This is a genomic window from Hamadaea flava, from assembly GCF_024172085.1.
Taxonomy (GTDB): domain Bacteria; phylum Actinomycetota; class Actinomycetes; order Mycobacteriales; family Micromonosporaceae; genus Hamadaea; species Hamadaea flava.
In genome coordinates this window covers 3,901,951-3,917,776 of the sequence record NZ_JAMZDZ010000001.1, presented here as the reverse complement: position 1 = coordinate 3,917,776, position 15,826 = coordinate 3,901,951, and the positions used below count along the sequence as shown (strand labels likewise).

The following is a 15,826-nucleotide window of genomic DNA, read 5'->3' as shown; positions in this document are numbered from 1 at the left end:
GTTCAACGGCAGGGTGGGGCGCTCGCCCCGCCCTGCCGCCTGTCCCGTTCCTCTGGTCACTGGTCCTCGGCCTGCAGCAGACGCCCGTGCGGCCCGGTGCGGGTCGTCAGCGGTCAACACACCACGGCTCGAGCCGGTTGTGTGGGAGGTGGTCATCGCTGTGACCGGCTCGCGGCCGACGCAGCGCGTTCGCCGACGAAGGGGAGCCAGTCCCGCCTGGCGTAGCGGGTCCATCTGATCGCAGCCGTGATGCTGATCCCGAGGATCTTGCTCAATACCGGCGCGGGCAGGTCCTCAGCCAAGCTGATCAGTGCGGAGTTGCGCGCACGGCGAATTCGGATTCCGTGCTGGCGGAGTCTTTGGCACAGGGCGGCTGCCGAGATGGGCCGACCCGCCAGGCGACCGGGAAACAGCCACGGGGTGCCGGGCACAGCGCGCCCGACCAGCGACGAGGTGCGCGCTGCGGACGCGGCTTGCGTGATCAGGGCGGCGACGGCGGGCGGCAGCTGCGTACGATGTTCCTTGACCTGCAGGAAGTGCTTGCCGCCGCTGGTGGTGACATTGTCGGTGGTCAGGGTCGCGATGAACGTGACCGGCAAGCCGTAGATCAGCAGCAGCGACGCGGCCGTCCGGACGTCGACGGAGATCGCCGTGTCGTGCAGGAGGCGGTCGAGCAGCGCCCACCTCTGGTCTTCGGTCATGGACAGGTCGGGCCCAGACGGGGTGATCGCGGCGACGGACAGCTTCTGGGCCAGTCCTCTCCGGCTGGCCCATGTGAGGAAGTCGCCGAGAAGCCGCCGATTGAGGCCGCCGTCCTCTATCCATGTGTCGACGTGTGCCTGGCGAGCCCGCTCGAGGGTGAGGTCGGTCGTGTCGAGCCAACGCAGGAACGTCAGAGCTGTGGAGACTTTGAGGCGGGCGTTGCGGGCGCTGGCGGCGGTGAACCGGGTCCTGTCCGCGCGCAGCCTGGCACGCCTCAGTACCGACCAGTTGCCGTAGGCGCGCAACACCTGCCGGTGATGCGCGGGTGCGGTGGCCAGCGTCCGGCTCAGCCAGGGAGCCAGCCGCTCGAGTTGCTCGTCGCGGCGGGGCAGGACACCGGCGTGGACGAGCATCTCACGTAGTGCGGCAGCGGCTTGCTGCCGCGTTGCGGCATCGAGGGCCTCATGCGTGATAGCGCAACCGGATCGCACGAGGTCACGTAGCAGTGCCGCACTGCCGTCACCACGCTCGACCCATGCCAGCACCGAACGCGGCCGATGCGCTGCGGCAAGCGCCGCCAGCAGCGGCGTGAGCTCCGCCGGAACAGATCCGTCGGGCCTGCGGAACTGGTCTTCCAGCTTTGATCGCGCGACGCACCGGACGCATTCGCCGTGCCGGTATCGTTCCTCGGCTTGCCCGCAGGTACGGCATGTGTAGTCGATCGTGGTACCGGCGCACGGCCCGCACACGTCGCGGCCTCGGAAGTCGGCCGCGACGAGCACGCGTACTTTGCCGCAGGAAGGGCAAGGCGACGGGTTGGCGCGGGCGTGGCGGTAACAGTGGCGGCAGACCCCACCTATGGGCCAACGGGCGGCGGGCTGGCAGCTTGTGCCGCACCGGGCACATGGCGTGGCTCGTCTCGGCCGGCACGACACGCATAGCGGCCGCGCCGTGGCCACGAAGGCACAGGGTCGAAGCCGCTTGCAACCAGCACACTCCACCACGGGTTGCCGGTTGCAGCGCCGGCACAGGTCCGGGCCGCCGTCGCGACCGCGCACGGAAATCCGCCCCGTCCGGCCGCAGCGGCCGCAACGGCGCGGCTGCCGCCCGCCGCGCTCGTAGCAGGGCGGGCACAACGGCCCGTCCGGCCCGCGACGTGCGACCTTATCGACCCGCCCACACTCAGCACAGATGTGGACCGGCTTGCCATGGCACGTGCTGCACAGCGGCGACCCATCCGGAAGTCGACCGTTGACCCGCCGGGCTCGACCGCATCGCGAACACGGCTCGTGCCGACGCGGATCCCGGTCACGGCATGGATGGCACAGCGGACCTTCCGGCTCGATCACGGCTACGGGTCGGGTCTGCCCGCACCGCGCGCACGGGCGGGCCCGTGCCTTGGCCGCGCAGCTCTGGCACACGCGACCACGACCGCCGCGCCCAGGCAGATGCGTCCGCCGCAGGCCGCACTCGGCGCACACCGGCACCCGTACTGGATGGCCCTCGCCCTCCAGCAGCACCAGAAGCCGAAACGCGCCCGGTGGCGTGTCCGACGATGCCGACACCAGGACGTCGAGCCCGCGCTGCAGAAACGCGTCGAGCTCTCGTAGACCGCGGCGCTTGTCCGCGTTGGCCGCCGCGACCAGCCGGACGGCGTCAACCTGGGCCAGGCCGGGCAGGCAGGCACTGAGCCGGTCGAGCACCCGCTGGCGCATCGCGCCAACGAGTGCCTCCTTGGTCATTCGGCTGCCGGTCGACGAATGGCGGTCCGCCGCACTGGCGGCGGACCGGACCGGTCGACCTCGTCCACCGCCTTACGCACCGCAGCCTGCACCGGCTGCACTTCGATCAGGTCGTTGGGCGTGCAGCCGAGGATGTCGCACAACGCCGCCAGGGTGTCCATGCTGAGCCGCTGCGGAGGCTGGGTCACCAGCCGGAACACCTGCTCACGGGACAAGTCAACGCCGCGCTCGGCCAGCAGCGGCACCAGCTCCGTCGTGGCGTACATGCCCTTCTCCGCCATCCGCAGCCGCAGATGCCATGCGATGGCAAGTCCGCTGGTCACAACGCCTCCCACAGATTCGGTCCGCGTGTCTGCAGAGCACGGGTCAACAGCCGGTTGCGGTACTCGTCGGACACCCCGGTGTACAACGCGGTGGTGGAGGCGTAGGCGTGGCCGGCCTGCTCCTGCACGAACCGCTCGGGATACCCGAACTCGATCAAGTGCGTGACGTAGGAGTGCCGCAGGCAGTGCAGGTCCAGTGCCGGGTCCAGGCCGGCCGCCTCCCGGGCGGCGACGAACGCGTCGTTGAGGCTGCGCCACGACACCCGCTCATGGCGCTCGTTGACCCACAACGCGGCGTGGCCGGCAGGCTGGAACCTGGGCCGCACCTCGTCCAGCCACTGCTGCAGCACCGCGACGATCCAGTCCATCTCCGGCACCAGCAACACCGTGCGGCGCTTGGGCGGACTGCCCCGCGACGACTTGCCCCAGCGCACCAGCGCAGCGCCGAACTGGCCGAAGTCCGGCACCCGCGGATTGCGACGAAGATCGGCCAGATCCAGACCCCACGCCTCGCGGCGCCGAAGACCGAACGCATACACCGTCTTGAGCATCGCCGAGTCCCGCTGCGCAGCCAGGCCACCTTTGCGGCCCCGGGACCTGATCACCTCGACCCGCCCATCTGCGGCATCGAACAACGCCTGGACCTCGTCATAGGTCAGCGGGCGCCGACCCGGCCGGCCCTCGTACTCTGAGACGTGCGCGATGGTGTTCCACTCGCCCAGAACCTGCCGCGGAGCACGCCCGAACCGCTCCTCGCACAGCTGCTGCCACTCGTAGCGCGGATCGGTGACGTATTCCAAGAACAACTGGATGCCGTTGAGGTACGCCCTGGCCGTCGAGTACACGATTGGCTTCGGGCCACCCCGCAGGTGATCGACGAACGCCTCGACCTCTGCTGCGCTCCACTCCCACGGGTACTGATTGGCAAAACGCGACAGCCGCCTCACCAGGTCCACGCGTCGCCGGATGGTCTCCGCCTTCAAAAACCGCACCCGCTGCTGCCGTGACCAGCCCTCCAGCATGGCCCCCAGCACCGCCGGCGTCGGATCGAGAAAGACAACTCCCGATGACGGCAACAGATTGGGGGCGACGGTCGAGGCGGCCAGCTCCTTCATGGTTGCATTAAACACAACATTGCGTCGTTAGTGACGGTATGACCCATTCGAGCCAGGCTAGCGGCGCGCCATGGTCACTCGAGCGGCTGATCCCAGTCGTCACCCGCCATGCGAAGCAGTTGCATCGGAAGCAACTCCGCTCGTATTTCTGGTAGCCGCGGATGGTGGCCGGTCCTCCTCGCGGGTGATACCGGCCGCCGGGCTACCCGTTATCGTTGTCGTCACGCCTCGCGCCGGTCTTCCCCCGTGGACCGACGCGGGGCATTTCTGTGCCACCGCCGCTGGATAGTCACTCGCACGGGAGTACCTATGCGTAGACGACGGCGGCCCGCCGGGAACGCCTACCGGTGGTCACCGGCCTGGGCGAGGGGTCTGCGCGCCTGCTCAGGTAACTCCTTGATCCACCTGCGCCGCATACGCCGTCCGAGCCCGGTGGCGGGCGGCACACTGGCAGCTCGCGAGAGTTTAGCTCCAGTAGGCACGCGGCCTTGGCTGACTTCGGCGTCCCAGAACCGGCGCATGGCTGCGACCGCCGAGGTGTTCGCGTCGTCAGCCAGGATGGTCTCGTCGTCGTCCTCGTCTTCGTCGTCGTCGGTTGTGTCGTCGTCGGCCTGCGCTTCTGGGTCATCGTCGCGGCCCTGCAGCGTGGCGTCGGCGGGAACGCGGTCGCGTTCGGCGGCGAGCTGGGCGGCTTCGGGGTCGTCGGCGGCGAGCTCGAAGCCGATGGCGTCACTGGTCGGCAGGTCGTGGCCGTTGACCCTCGCCGGGAGCATGGTTGCGGGGATCGCGAGCACCGCCGCAGGCGCGGGGGCGTTGTCGCGCGACAGGTCGACGTCGTCGGCGACAGCTGGGGCCGGGCTGGTGTGCCACGCGTTGAGGTGTGCGACGGCTTGCGGGCTGGTGGCGTCCACGATGCCGTAGATGGTGGCCATATACATCTGGATCGCTTCGCGTTCGGTGGCGGCGTCGGGGATGGCGGCCAGGCCGGTGTGCTCGGCGGCCTGCATGGCGCGGCGGACCACTTTGGTGTGGGCGCGGCGTAGCCGCCACGCGCTGGTGTTCTTCTTGTTCTGCAACAGGTACAGGTTGAGGCGGGCTCGTCCGAGGCGGGCGCGCCGGCGGATGCGGTCGACCTCGGTCACGTCGCGGCCCTGAGCCTCGGCCAGGTGGAGCCAGACGAAGACCCGTTCCACGGTGAGGGTCCAGTGGATGCGCCGGTTGGTGGTGCCGGTGCGGGCGTTGCGTTCGGCCGCGAGGGCGCGTTCCCACATCCACGCAGCTACGAGGGGTGCGGCCAGGCGTAGGCAGACCTCGCGGACGCTGTCGGCGTCGGTGGCGGACAGGGAGGCGGTGAGGGCGGCGAAGACCCAGACCGCGATGCCGTCTACGCCGGTGCTGGCGTTGGCTGGGTCGCGCAGCAGCCGGGCGCGGGCCAGCAGGGCTGATGCGAACAGGGCGACTTCGATGAACCAGAAGAATGCGTACCGCAGCGGGCTGTCGCCGAGGATGTCGGTGAAGAACTTCCACATGCCCGAGGCGCTGACGGCGGTGGCCAGGCCCGCCGCTACGACGGTGAGCAGGTTGGCGACGAGCAGGGTGGCGCGGTGGGCGCTCATCTTGCGCATGCGGTTGGCGGTCAGCAGCATCAGGCCGACAAGGGTGAGCAGTGCCAGGCCGGTCACTACGGTCTCGTTGGCCTGGTAGTACGTGGTGAGGTCGTCGAAGCTCACGACCGATTTCCCTTCCCCGTGGTTCATTGCGGTGTGCGGCTACGACCAGACGGCGACGGTGTATGCGGCCGTGATCAGGAATGGGCCGAGCGGTAGCGAGGTCCCGGGCGTCAGGCGGCCCAGGCGGCGCAGAGTGATCGCGGTGATCGCGGCCGTCCCCAGGCCCAGCAGTACGCCCGCGTACACAGCGGTCCAGTTCTGCCAACCGAGCGCGGCGGCTACCGGCACGGCCAGGCTGACGTCACCCCAGCCGAGCTGCCCGCGCGAGGCGGCGGCCAGCACGCCGAAGAAGGCGGCCAAAACGAGCCCAGCCGCGACAGCCCGCCACCACGCCGCTGCCGGGCCGCCGAGGGCGAGCAGGCCGAGGAACCCGGCCGTGGCGGCGGCGGTGATCCGGTGCGGCAGCCGCATCACCGCCGCGTCCACGAAGGCGAGCACGATCATCGCGGCGGTCCACCACGCGTACGCCGCCAGCGCGAAGCCGCCGAGCCCGGAGACCGCCAGCCCGGCCGCGCCGAGAAGCGCGGCGGCTTCTACCGCGTAGGGCGGTGCACCGACCCGCACGCCGCATCCGGCACAGCAGCCGGACGGCCCGATGGCGTTGGGCCACAGCGGTTTCCCGCACGGGCACGCGGCACGCCACGGCTGGTCGTCGGCCACGGCGTGCACGGCGATGGCGTAGCGCAGCAGCGGGACGACGGCCAGCGCGGGCAGCGCCGTGCGTACGCCGATGCGGCGGGGCGCGATCGTGGTGGTCATCGCTGTTCCAGGCTGGTGCGCAGCTTGGCCGCCAGGGTTCGGGTGTCGTCCTGCGGCTCGGCGTCCAGGTCGGCCAATGCCTTGGTCAGGGCGCGCAGCAGGGTCCGGATGCCGTCGGCGTCGCCGAGTCCGTGGCGGGCGTGCATCGCCCGCACGTACAGGGCCTCGTTGTAGCGGTCCAACCCGATCGCCTTGTCGAGCAGGTCGGATGCCTCCTGCGAGTGGTGGTCGGCGAGCAGGTCGTCGGCCAGCAGCAGGTGGGCTTCGGTGCCCCAGCGGCGCACTGTCTCGCGGTGCGGGGCCAGCCACTCGTAGTCCTCACCCTCCGCGAGGGGCGCCGTGTAGAGGTCGCAGGCCGCGGTAAGCAGTTCGCGGCGAGCCGGGCCGGAGGCGATGGCGGCTTTGCGCATCAGGTCGCGCAGCGTCCACACGTCCACATCCACGGTCGCCGGGTCGAGCTTGTACCCGCCGCCGCCTTTGACGACGTACGCGTTGGGCGCGTCGGGGACCGCGGCCCGGCCGAGCACATGCCGCAGGTTGCTCGCGTTGGTGTGGACGCGCTGGGCGGCCTGGCTGATGCGGGCGTCGAGTTCGATGTTGTCGCCGATGGTCCGGGTCTCCACGCCGTCTGGGTGCACCGCGAGGAACACCGCCAGCTCCTTGGCTTTGGCGCGCAGTGCCCGGCCGTCGTGGACGATGCCGTCGATACGCGGCGGGCCGATGACCCGCAGCTTCGCCTTCACCGGCCCGGCCGTCGCGACCGGCGCGGCCGGGGCGTCGGCGGGCATGCGCGTCTGCTGTTCGGCGGGCCGCTGCGGCTGGTCCTCGGCCGCCACGGCACGGCTGGAGTGCAGGGGCACGACGGTGACGGGCACGGCCGGGGACACGATCGCCGGGGGTTCGCCGGTCTGGGCCTCGCGCAGGGTGGTCAGGATCTGGATCGCGGCGGCCGGGTCGAGCACCGGAAGGCGGGCCGGGATCGGGTCGGCGGACTGCCCGGCCACGAGCTTGGTGTGCCCATCGGCAGCCGTCTCGATGGTCGGGCCGTGCGCCCACTCGCCCAGCAGCAACCCAGTCACCTGCAGGCCGCCGCCGAGACCGAGGGCGACCTTCGCCCGCATCCGCGCGCCGGCAGGCGGTGTCTCGGTGATGAGCATGACCGGCGGCAGCGCCTCCTCGTCGGGGACCTGCTGACGCAGCTCGTCCAGGTCGGTCAGGGCGTGCTCGTCCAGGATGCGGCTGCGGTGCAGCAGCCATCCTTCGACGACGGTGAGGGCGTCGTCGACGCTGTCGGCCACGTGCAGGCGCGGCCAGGTGCCGAGCGTGACGACGTCGGGGCCGAGCAGGGTGGCCAACGTGGCGGCGTCGATGATGACCTCGCCGCGTGTGTCGGGGTGGTGCGGGCCGCCCGAGGCGAGCACCGCGACGAGCATGGCCCGCGCGGCAGCGTGCGCGCCCTCGCCGGTAAGGCCCGTCCCGCCCGGTGGCAGCGGCGCGAGGTCGGGCACGAGCGCAGGCTGGTCGGCCTCAGTGACTTCGGGCCGGGCCAGTTCCGGGTTGCGGGCTATCGCGCGGCGCACCCGCACAACCGGCTCGGGCAGCATAGTCGGCGGGTCGTCGTCGGGCTGACCGGTGAAGCGGCGTCGGCGCTGCATCCACACCAGCACCACGGCGGCGCTGATCGCCAGGGCGAGCCCCCAGGGCAGCCAACTTGACGGCGACACCTGAATTCCGTGCTCGTCGGCCGAGTCCGGGCTTTCGGTGTCGCTGGCGGCCGGCGACACCGGAGCCGACGAACTCGAAGACACGGACGGCGTCGGCGACCCGGACGCCGATGTGCTCGGCGAAGGCGACGCGGGCACTGTGGAAGGCACCCCGCTGGGCACGACGACCGGGCTGTCCACGCCGGGGCTGGCCGTGATGCCCGGACTCGCCGTGACGCTTGGGCTCGGGGTGACGGCTGGGCTGCTCGGCGACGTCGACGGGGTCGGCGTGGTGACGACCGGCGGTGGGTTCTGGGTGACAGGTGGCTTGACCGGCCTGGCTCCGTGCGGTGGGCGGGCGTCGGCGGGCAGCCGCAGGTCCCAGCCGGGGTAGATCAGGTTGCAGTCCCGCAGCGTCCCGCCCACCTTCGGGAAGTGGCGGTGCCAGTTCATGTCGCAGATCTCCGGCCACCGGTTCGCGTCACCGAGCCACGCTTTGGCGATCTTGGAGAGGTAGTCGCCTCGTTTGACGGTGTAGACGTAGCGCTCGTTGCCGACGTGCACGATCGTCGGGCCTTCGGCGGCCTGGCTGAGCATGGGGGCGGCCTGGGCGGTGGCGGCGATCGGAGGCGCGGGGACGGCGCGGGCGGGCTGCGGGGTGGCGGTGGCGGCGGTCGCGGCCAGGACGCTGCCGAGCAGCATGGAGCTGATCAGCAGCGACGCGGCGGTGCGCATGGGGTTGCGGTGGCGGCGCGGGTGCAGGTCTTTGACTCCGCGACCGATGTCGCGCAGCTCGGCGAGCACCGCTTGGGCGAACAGCGCCCAGACGAGCCAGATCGCGATGGCGAGCAGGTTCAGGACCATGCGGTCGGTGACCCCGCCGGTGAGGAATCCGGTCAGCGCTTCGCGGTCGGGGACGGAGTGCGGCAGCGGCCAGCCGATGGCCATGGTCAGGAAGGCCGGGATTCCGCCCAGCACAGCGAGTAGGGCGCTGCCTGCGCTGGCGCGCACCAGCCAGCGGCCCAGCCAGGACAGCATCACGAACCTCCTAGGTGGGGATGACCGCTTCGGCGGTCGCGGTGGCGTGGACGGGGATGCTGTCGATCCCCGCGAGGTTGAGCAGCTGCGTGGGCTGCGCAGTGGTGATCTCGACGGTGACGGTCGTCGCGGTGACGGTGACCGTGCCGCGCAGCCCGGCACGGGCGATCCAGCCGGTGGCGGCGTCGCGGGCCTTGACCGGGTCCAGCCGCGCTACGCCGGTGCGGCGCAGGGTTGCCACGTCGAGTTCGCGGGCTCCGGCGCGGGCGGCGGCTTGGGCCGTCGACCGGGCGCTGACCTTGGTGGACACGGCGAGCCCGGCGTCCAGGACGAGCCCGGCCAGCAGCAGCGCGGCGGCGACCCAGACGATCGTGAACGCGGTGACCGTGCCCTGATCGCGGTGCAGAAGGCGGCGGAAAGTGTTGCGGCGGTTGGCCTTCATGTCCCAGCTCGATACGTGTCGATTGGCTCGGTGGCCGAGGCGTGTGCGGTCTTTGTGGTGCCGACGCCAGGCAGTCCGAGGTCGTCCAGGCGCATCACGCAGGCCACGTTCACGGTGACCGCGCCGCCCCGGCGGAACTGGCCGGTGTTGGTGGTGGCGGTGCAGCGGAACTGACTGCCCGAGGCCATCGCGTTGGCGGCGTTGGTGGCGGCGGTGCGGGCGGCGGCGGGGGTCGGTGCGTCGGCGGCGGCTCGAGCCGCTGCTGCGGCCACGGCCCGCGCGTCGATGGAGACGGAGGCGACTCGGGCGGCCACGACGATGAACATGGCCAGCACGATCAGGAACGGCACGACGAGGACCGCCATCTCGGTGGTGACCGAGCCGCGGTCGCTGGCCGCGCGGAGGCGGCGCAGGCCGCCTGCGCGGGGCAGGCGGCCGTCACGGTTGATGCTCGACATGGACACCTCCTCGCGGCCCGCGCCAATGCGGGCCGATGTGTGCGCTGTAGGGGAATGGCTATGTGCCGGGCACTCGCTCGACGGGCGCGGTGACGGTGACCCGGACGGGGAACGTCAGGCCGGGGATGACCGACGACGCACCGCCGGTGACGGTGATCGTGGCCGCCGTGGCGCTGCGGCTGGCGGTCACGGCGGTCCCGGTCAGCGACCCGCCGGACAGGTCGCGTAGCAGCGCCTCGGTGTCGGCTTTCCCGGCAGCGGCGCTGCTGCGGTAGGCCCGCGCGGACTGCACGCCCTCGTTGGCGGCAGCCTGGGCCATGTGGCGGGCGTGCGCCCACAGCGCGAACTGGACCCCTGCCATGATCAGCAGGAGGAGGAGCGGGGTGGCCAGCACCAGCTCGACGCTGGCCGCCCCTCTGTCCCTGCGGCGACGCCGCCGGTGGCGGGTCACGGGTTGATGCCCCGCACCTTCGCCATCACCTTCGGCCCCAGGATCGCCAGCGCCGCCAGGGCGAGCGCGACCAGGAACGCGGTCACGGCGATGGCCTCGGTGGAGTAGCCGCCGTCCGGGGTACGCCGCCGCGCCCGGTCGCGCAGCTCCATGCCGACGACCGTGGCGTACGCATACAGCTGGTGGATCATTTCTTTCCTCCCGTGAGGTAGTGCCGGACCGGCCTTTCCGTTCCGGCGCAAGGGTCTAGAACGCGCCGAGGATCGACGCGAAGGCAGGGAAAATGAGGAAGATCATGAAGCCGCCCAAGAGCAGGACCAGGGGCAGCACCATGCGCTCGGTGGCGGATGCGGCGGCGGCCTCGGCCTCGGCGAGTTGGTGGGTCATCAGCGCCGCCGACCGGGCCGACAAGGTGGCCTTGATCCGCGCGCCCTCGCTGCCTGCCATCGACAATGCCGCCGACAGCTCGGCCAGCGCGGTCATGCCCGCGGTCTCACCGAGTTCACCGAGGGTCTGCCACGGCGGCCGGCGCCGCAGGTGCGCCGCCTCCACCGCCTGGCGCAGAGCAGCCTGAGCCCAGCCTTCGGCGTCGTCGGTCGCGTCACGCAGCGCCTGCTCGACCCCGGCGCCGCCCGCGAGGGAGATGACGACCAGGTCCAACATGGCCGACACGGCGTTGCGTAGCTCGGCGCGGCGTTTGACGGCCTCCGACGCGAGGGCGAGATCGGGTACGAACGCGCCGAGCCCGGCCAGTATCAGCGACGCCCAAACCGGCAGCTGCCAGCCGATCGGCGTGCCGCCCAGGGTCACCACGGCCGCGAACGCGGGCGGGATGAGGAACCCGAACAGGGCCATGGACGCCTGCTCGGCTAGGTGCCGCGATGGGTCACGGCCGCAGATGCCGAGGTCGGCGCGCACACTGGCCCGGGGCAGGCCGAGGCGGGCCAGCAGCGGGACGAAGGGCTTGCCCACTCCGGCCAGCCGTCCGCCCGCCTGCACGGCGATGGCCGGGCGCGTAGGCGCGGCCATGACTGACGTGGGCGGGTGCAGCGCGGCGAACGCCTGTGCCAGGGTGAGGCGGGGCGGGAAGGCGTATGCGGCCAGCAGCGCCAGCCCGAGGCCGGTCCCGAGCCCGAGGATGATCGCGGTGGTCATCGGGGACCTCCCTCTGTGACGCCGACCTTGGCCAACCGCGCGATGCCGAGGAACCCGGCGGCGAACACGACGCCGACGACGATGAGGACCAGCTGCCCGGTGACACTGTCGTAGGGCTTGAGGAAGGCCGGGTTGAGCACGATCAGGCCGACCGCCATCGTGATGGTGAAACCTGTGATCACCCTGGCGTTCGTGCGGATCTTCGCGTGCCCCGGTGCGATCTTCAACCGCAGCGTGGCTCGGGCGCGTGCCCGGCTGGCCAGCTCCGACAGCAGCTCGGCGAGCTGCCGGGACTGGCGGGTCGACGCCTGGATCAGCGCCCGCACCACCAGACGGCCGGTCGGGTCGTCCAGACGCGTACGCAGTTCGCCCAGCGCGACCGGAAGGCGCTGGCCGAGCCGCACCGCGGCGGCCAGCTCGCTGATCTCGTCGCGGATGGCGGCCGGCGCGTACGGAGCCGTCACGAGGATGGCCTGCTCCAGACCGGCGGCGGCGGACAGGTTGTCGCGCAGCATCTCCGCCCACATCGCAATCGCCTCCGTCCGTGCCAGGGCGCGGGCGGCGTGCTTGTCCGTACCGAGGGCGATCGGCAGCGCGTACGCGCCGATCCCGGCCAGGATCGCTCCGACCGGCCAGCCCGTGAGCAGCCCGGCAAGGACGGCGACGACCAACGCGATAGCCAGGCGGATGACCTGCTCGCGGGTCATCCGCACGCCGGGCGTACGCGGCCGGTCGGTGGCGGCGGGGCGGCGTAGTCCGGCGAGCATGGCGATCAGGCCGAGGCCGAAGCCCGCGCCGAGCAGGGCGGACAGTGCGGTCACGGCTACCACCCGACCCGGTCGATGACGGCCGGGTCGAGCCCGGCGGCTTCGAGGCGGTCGAGGGTGTCGGCCCGCAGCGGGGTGTTGGGTACCGCCCGCTGCCCGGGGCCGGGCTTCCACACCTCGTTGCTGATGACGTCGCGGCCGTCGAACCCGACGACCTCGCGCATGCTGGACACGACGCGGGTCTTGTCCGGTGACCAGGACAGCTGGACCACCAGGTTCAGGCTCTCGGCGATCAGCATTGCTGATGCCTCGAAGCTGAGCCGTTCGGGCGCCTGGACCGCGTACATCATGAGGCGGGAGAACGCCTGCGCCGATGAGCTCGCGTGCACGGTGGCGAAGCTGCCGTCGTTGCCCTGGCTCATGGCCTTGAGCAGATCGATCACCTCATCGCCCCGCGCCTCACCGACGATGACGCGATCGGGGTCCATCCTCAGAGCCGTACGCACCAACGCCGACATCGACACCGCCCCGACGCCCTCCAGGTTCGGGCGGCGGGCCTGCAGCGCGGTGACGTTGGGGTGCGCGACCGCGTCGTGCAGCTCCAGCTCGTAGCTGTCCTCGATGGTGATCAGCCGCTCGTGCGGGCCGATCGCCCGCGCGGCGGCCCTGGCCAGGGTCGTCTTGCCGGTGTTGGTGCCGCCGGAGAAGATGATGTTGAGCTTCGCGCGCATGGCAGCCTGGATCACCCGGCACAACGCCTCGTCGAGGGTGCCCTTGGCCACCAGGTCTTCGAGATCGGCGTTGATCATCGTCGGGCGGCGGATCGACAGCGACGGGCGGCGAGCCACCGACATCACCGCACAGAGCCGGGACCCGTCGCGAAGCCGCAGGTCCAGGACCGGGTTGGTGCGGTCGAAGGTGCGCTCCTCGCCGTGGCCGGAGAAGTCGTCGCCGAACGCGGCCTCAGTGGCCAGCGCCCGGATCATCTCGATCAGCGCCTCATCGGATTCAGCGATCGGCGGCCCGATCTCCGACTTGCCCCCGGCGTAGCGGATGAACACCTCATCGCAGCCGTTGGCGTGCACGTTTTCGATGTCGGGGTTGTCGAGCAGGTGCTGCAGTCCGCCCGCGCCGACCAGATGGTCGATCACGGCGCGAGCGACGCGGGCCTCGACGTTGGCCGCCAGCGGCGCCCGCCCGGCCCCCAAAGCCTGCCGGGCGTGGGCGTCGAGGGCTTCGGCGGTGTACTGCTCGGCCAGGCGGCGGCGCTCGGCGGCGGCCAGCGGCCCGCCCCCGGCGTGTCCGGCCAGGGCCTGGGTGACCTGGGCGCGCAGGTCGGCGACGAGCACGGCTTCCGTGTCAGCGGGGTTCGACGGCGTGGTCATCGGTGGTCACCTCCTGCGGGGATCGCTGGCGCGGCAAGGGATACGGCTAGGGCGCGGGCAGTGGCGGGCAGGCCGACGCGAGTCCACGCCCGGCGGGGTTTGCGGGTCCCGGCGATGACCTCGGCGCTGTGGCGGTCCCACGGCATCTCGGCCAGCAGCGGCAGCGGCAGCACCCGGGCCAGGTCTTCGCGCGGGTGCGCGAGCGGCCCGACGGTGACCAGGCCAGCTCGCTGGACCGGGATGTCGGCGAGGGAGACCCGCAGAAGGGACAGCACGTCGCCGCCGGCCACGACGAGGACCATGTCGGCCAGCTCCAGCAGCGGCAGCGCCGGGGAACCGGGCTCCAGACGGCCGACATCGAGGACGATGGGGCGCTCCTTGGCCCACCGGGCGGGCTCGGTATCGGCCAGCAACCCGATCGCGGCGCTGGCCTGAGGGCGACCAGCAGCAGCGAGAACCACATCGACGCCGAACGGCAGCCGCGTGGCGTGCTCAGTGAGGTCGGCCTGCCCGGTGCGGCACGCATTGGCCAGCGACGCCAGCCCGGGAGCGTCCGGCAAACGGTGCCAGCCGCCGAGGTCACCACCCGCTGGGTCGGCCTCAATGAGGCAGGCGGGCTCGGGCCAGACGGCCGCGAGCGCGGCGGCGACGGTGGTGGCTCCGCCGGACTTGAGCGAGGTGACAGCGATCAACACGTCAGCTGCCCACCACGACCAGGGAAACCGCCGAGCCTGACCCGGCGACCTTGGTCGCATCGTCACGGCCCAGCAGCAGCGATACCACGGTGGTGTCCGCGCCATCCGCGCTCGGCACGACCTCGACCACTGTGGCCGGGACTGACACCGGCGCGGACGGCAGGGCCGGGTCGGCGGGGCCGGTGTCCTTGGCGACCATGACCACAAGGACGCGGCTTCCCGGCGCGATGCCCGCCGGGACCTGGCCGGGCTTGAGCGCCGTGGCCACCACCGCCTGACCGGCCTCGGGCCAGCTGGCCGGGCCGAGCTGCGACTCAGTCAGCAGAACACCTTCAGCCAGCGGGACGGCGGCCGTGCGGCCGATGATCTGCTGCGCCTGCCCCGCCGGGACGAGCTTGATGGTCGGGTCGGGAACCACCCCGACAGTACGAAGATCAGCAGCGCTGATAGGTTGCCCAGCGGCCACCGGCCGCGCGACCGCGAGCACCTGGACCCGGGCATCACCGCCCAGCTGGATCACGGCGAAGACGCCTGCGGACAACAGAACAAGCAGCAAACCGCCGACCAGTAGCGACCAGCGCCGCTTCGGCTGCGCCGTGCTGATGCTCGGCCGTGCCGGTGCCTTGGCGCGTTCGGCGACCGCGGTCATGGTGACTCACCCCCGTTGCGAAGTACGAACCTTTGTCGTACCTGAGCGCGAAGGATCGCCGCCACGGACATGCGTGTACGTAGACCGCGTACGTACACGGTGTACGTTCGACTCGTATGCGACAGCGCACTAGCGCGGCGCTAGTGCGCAGGTCGTGACATGTCAGGACTCGGTATCGCTCAAAGAGCCCATCGTTACCAGGCCAAAGAGAGCGAATGCGTTATCCCCCAAGGCATACGGGTCAATATCATTTGCCGCCCTTGATCTCCCGTGGCACCTTGGATAGCTCGTGCAACTTGCATGCATGGGGGACAAAGATTGACATCGATGCACTAGTCCGGATTGCCGACCTGTTCCGCCACCGCTTGGACCCAGCGGTCGTCGCGGTGTTGGCCGAACGGCCCTACAGGTACCGGGCGCTCCACACACGGCTTGAAACGCACCTCGGTGAGCACGTGGACGACAACGCAGTGTCGCGCAGCCTCCACCGCCTCACGAAGATCGGCGCGATCCGCGCCGACAGCAAGCACTTCGGCAGCCGCGTCATCAAGACCTACTCCCTGGCAGACAAGGGCGAGAGCTACCTCACAACCTACGAGGCCCTCGCCTGCGTCCTGGCGCACCTGGACATGGCCCGCGACGAGTGCGACGGCACCTGTCCTGTCCATGATGGACCGTGTGCAAAGTACGCGGCATGACGCGCTACTGACAG

16 protein-coding genes are annotated in these 15,826 nt (G+C 71.2%); 1 reads left to right on the top strand and 15 read right to left on the bottom strand.

Annotated elements, in window-relative coordinates:
• Positions 1-152: 152 nt before the first annotated feature.
• The 15 genes from HDA40_RS18365 to HDA40_RS18295 all read right to left on the bottom strand — a co-directional run bounded on the left by HDA40_RS18365 (position 153) and on the right by HDA40_RS18295 (position 15,114).
• Entirely contained in the window at positions 153-1,484 is a 1,332-nt protein-coding gene (locus HDA40_RS18365; protein ID WP_253757490.1) for a site-specific integrase, read from the bottom strand.
• A 956-nt stretch (positions 1,485-2,440) separates the two neighbouring features.
• Positions 2,441-2,767 (bottom strand): helix-turn-helix domain-containing protein, encoded by a 327-nt coding sequence (locus tag HDA40_RS18360; protein ID WP_027343943.1) that lies wholly within the window; start codon positions 2,765-2,767, stop codon positions 2,441-2,443.
• On the bottom strand, positions 2,764-3,882 hold the full coding sequence (locus HDA40_RS18355) for a tyrosine-type recombinase/integrase (RefSeq protein ID WP_253757487.1): 1,119 nt from the start codon (positions 3,880-3,882) through the stop codon (positions 2,764-2,766). The genes HDA40_RS18360 and HDA40_RS18355 overlap by 4 nt, the downstream gene beginning before the upstream one ends.
• Before the next feature lie 341 nt (positions 3,883-4,223).
• On the bottom strand, positions 4,224-5,612 hold the full coding sequence (locus HDA40_RS18350; RefSeq protein WP_253757485.1) for a hypothetical protein: 1,389 nt from the start codon (positions 5,610-5,612) through the stop codon (positions 4,224-4,226).
• A 39-nt stretch (positions 5,613-5,651) separates the two neighbouring features.
• The gene (locus tag HDA40_RS18345; protein ID WP_253757483.1) at positions 5,652-6,371 is read right to left on the bottom strand and encodes a prepilin peptidase; all 720 of its coding nucleotides are present in this window, start codon (positions 6,369-6,371) and stop codon (positions 5,652-5,654) included.
• On the bottom strand, positions 6,368-9,112 hold the full coding sequence (locus HDA40_RS18340; RefSeq protein WP_253757481.1) for an AfsR/SARP family transcriptional regulator: 2,745 nt from the start codon (positions 9,110-9,112) through the stop codon (positions 6,368-6,370). The genes HDA40_RS18345 and HDA40_RS18340 overlap by 4 nt, the downstream gene beginning before the upstream one ends.
• 10 nt (positions 9,113-9,122) lie before the next feature.
• A complete protein-coding gene (locus tag HDA40_RS18335) occupies positions 9,123-9,554 on the bottom strand; it encodes a pilus assembly protein TadG-related protein (protein WP_253757479.1) in 432 nt (143 codons plus the stop codon).
• A complete protein-coding gene (locus HDA40_RS18330) occupies positions 9,551-10,012 on the bottom strand; it encodes a hypothetical protein (RefSeq protein WP_253757477.1) in 462 nt (153 codons plus the stop codon). The genes HDA40_RS18335 and HDA40_RS18330 overlap by 4 nt, the downstream gene beginning before the upstream one ends.
• 58 nt (positions 10,013-10,070) lie before the next feature.
• A complete protein-coding gene (locus tag HDA40_RS18325; protein WP_253757475.1) occupies positions 10,071-10,463 on the bottom strand; it encodes a TadE/TadG family type IV pilus assembly protein in 393 nt (130 codons plus the stop codon).
• Positions 10,460-10,654 carry a hypothetical protein gene (locus HDA40_RS18320; RefSeq protein ID WP_253757473.1) on the bottom strand — a complete coding sequence of 65 codons (195 nt, stop codon included), beginning with the start codon at positions 10,652-10,654 and terminating at the stop codon, positions 10,460-10,462. The genes HDA40_RS18325 and HDA40_RS18320 overlap by 4 nt, the downstream gene beginning before the upstream one ends.
• A gap of 55 nt (positions 10,655-10,709) precedes the next feature.
• Complete coding sequence (locus HDA40_RS18315) at positions 10,710-11,618, bottom strand: type II secretion system F family protein (RefSeq protein ID WP_253757471.1); 909 nt, start codon at positions 11,616-11,618, stop codon at positions 10,710-10,712.
• On the bottom strand, positions 11,615-12,439 hold the full coding sequence (locus HDA40_RS18310; protein ID WP_253757469.1) for a type II secretion system F family protein: 825 nt from the start codon (positions 12,437-12,439) through the stop codon (positions 11,615-11,617). The genes HDA40_RS18315 and HDA40_RS18310 overlap by 4 nt, the downstream gene beginning before the upstream one ends.
• Positions 12,440-12,441: 2 nt before the next feature.
• Positions 12,442-13,770, bottom strand: a complete 1,329-nt coding sequence (locus HDA40_RS18305) for a TadA family conjugal transfer-associated ATPase (RefSeq protein WP_253757467.1) — start codon at positions 13,768-13,770, stop codon at positions 12,442-12,444.
• Entirely contained in the window at positions 13,767-14,465 is a 699-nt protein-coding gene (locus tag HDA40_RS18300) for a MinD/ParA family ATP-binding protein (protein ID WP_253757465.1), read from the bottom strand. The genes HDA40_RS18305 and HDA40_RS18300 overlap by 4 nt, the downstream gene beginning before the upstream one ends.
• 1 nt (position 14,466) lies before the next feature.
• On the bottom strand, positions 14,467-15,114 hold the full coding sequence (locus HDA40_RS18295) for an SAF domain-containing protein (protein ID WP_253757463.1): 648 nt from the start codon (positions 15,112-15,114) through the stop codon (positions 14,467-14,469).
• 455 nt (positions 15,115-15,569) lie between these two features.
• On the opposite strand from HDA40_RS18295, the gene HDA40_RS18290 reads away from it, so the two are divergent.
• Positions 15,570-15,812 (top strand): hypothetical protein, encoded by a 243-nt coding sequence (locus tag HDA40_RS18290; protein WP_253757461.1) that lies wholly within the window; start codon positions 15,570-15,572, stop codon positions 15,810-15,812.
• The last annotated feature ends 14 nt before the right edge of the window (positions 15,813-15,826 follow it).

Coding starts and splice junctions, on each gene's coding strand:
- HDA40_RS18355 (WP_253757487.1), bottom strand. CDS start 3,882: ATGAAGGAGCTGGCCGCCTCGACCGTCGCCCCCAATCTGTTGCCGTCA.
- HDA40_RS18345 (WP_253757483.1), bottom strand. CDS start 6,371: ATGACCACCACGATCGCGCCCCGCCGCATCGGCGTACGCACGGCGCTG.
- HDA40_RS18340 (WP_253757481.1), bottom strand. CDS start 9,112: ATGCTGTCCTGGCTGGGCCGCTGGCTGGTGCGCGCCAGCGCAGGCAGC.
- HDA40_RS18335 (WP_253757479.1), bottom strand. CDS start 9,554: ATGAAGGCCAACCGCCGCAACACTTTCCGCCGCCTTCTGCACCGCGAT.
- HDA40_RS18330 (WP_253757477.1), bottom strand. CDS start 10,012: ATGTCGAGCATCAACCGTGACGGCCGCCTGCCCCGCGCAGGCGGCCTG.
- HDA40_RS18320 (WP_253757473.1), bottom strand. CDS start 10,654: ATGATCCACCAGCTGTATGCGTACGCCACGGTCGTCGGCATGGAGCTG.
- HDA40_RS18315 (WP_253757471.1), bottom strand. CDS start 11,618: ATGACCACCGCGATCATCCTCGGGCTCGGGACCGGCCTCGGGCTGGCG.
- HDA40_RS18305 (WP_253757467.1), bottom strand. CDS start 13,770: ATGACCACGCCGTCGAACCCCGCTGACACGGAAGCCGTGCTCGTCGCC.
- HDA40_RS18295 (WP_253757463.1), bottom strand. CDS start 15,114: ATGACCGCGGTCGCCGAACGCGCCAAGGCACCGGCACGGCCGAGCATC.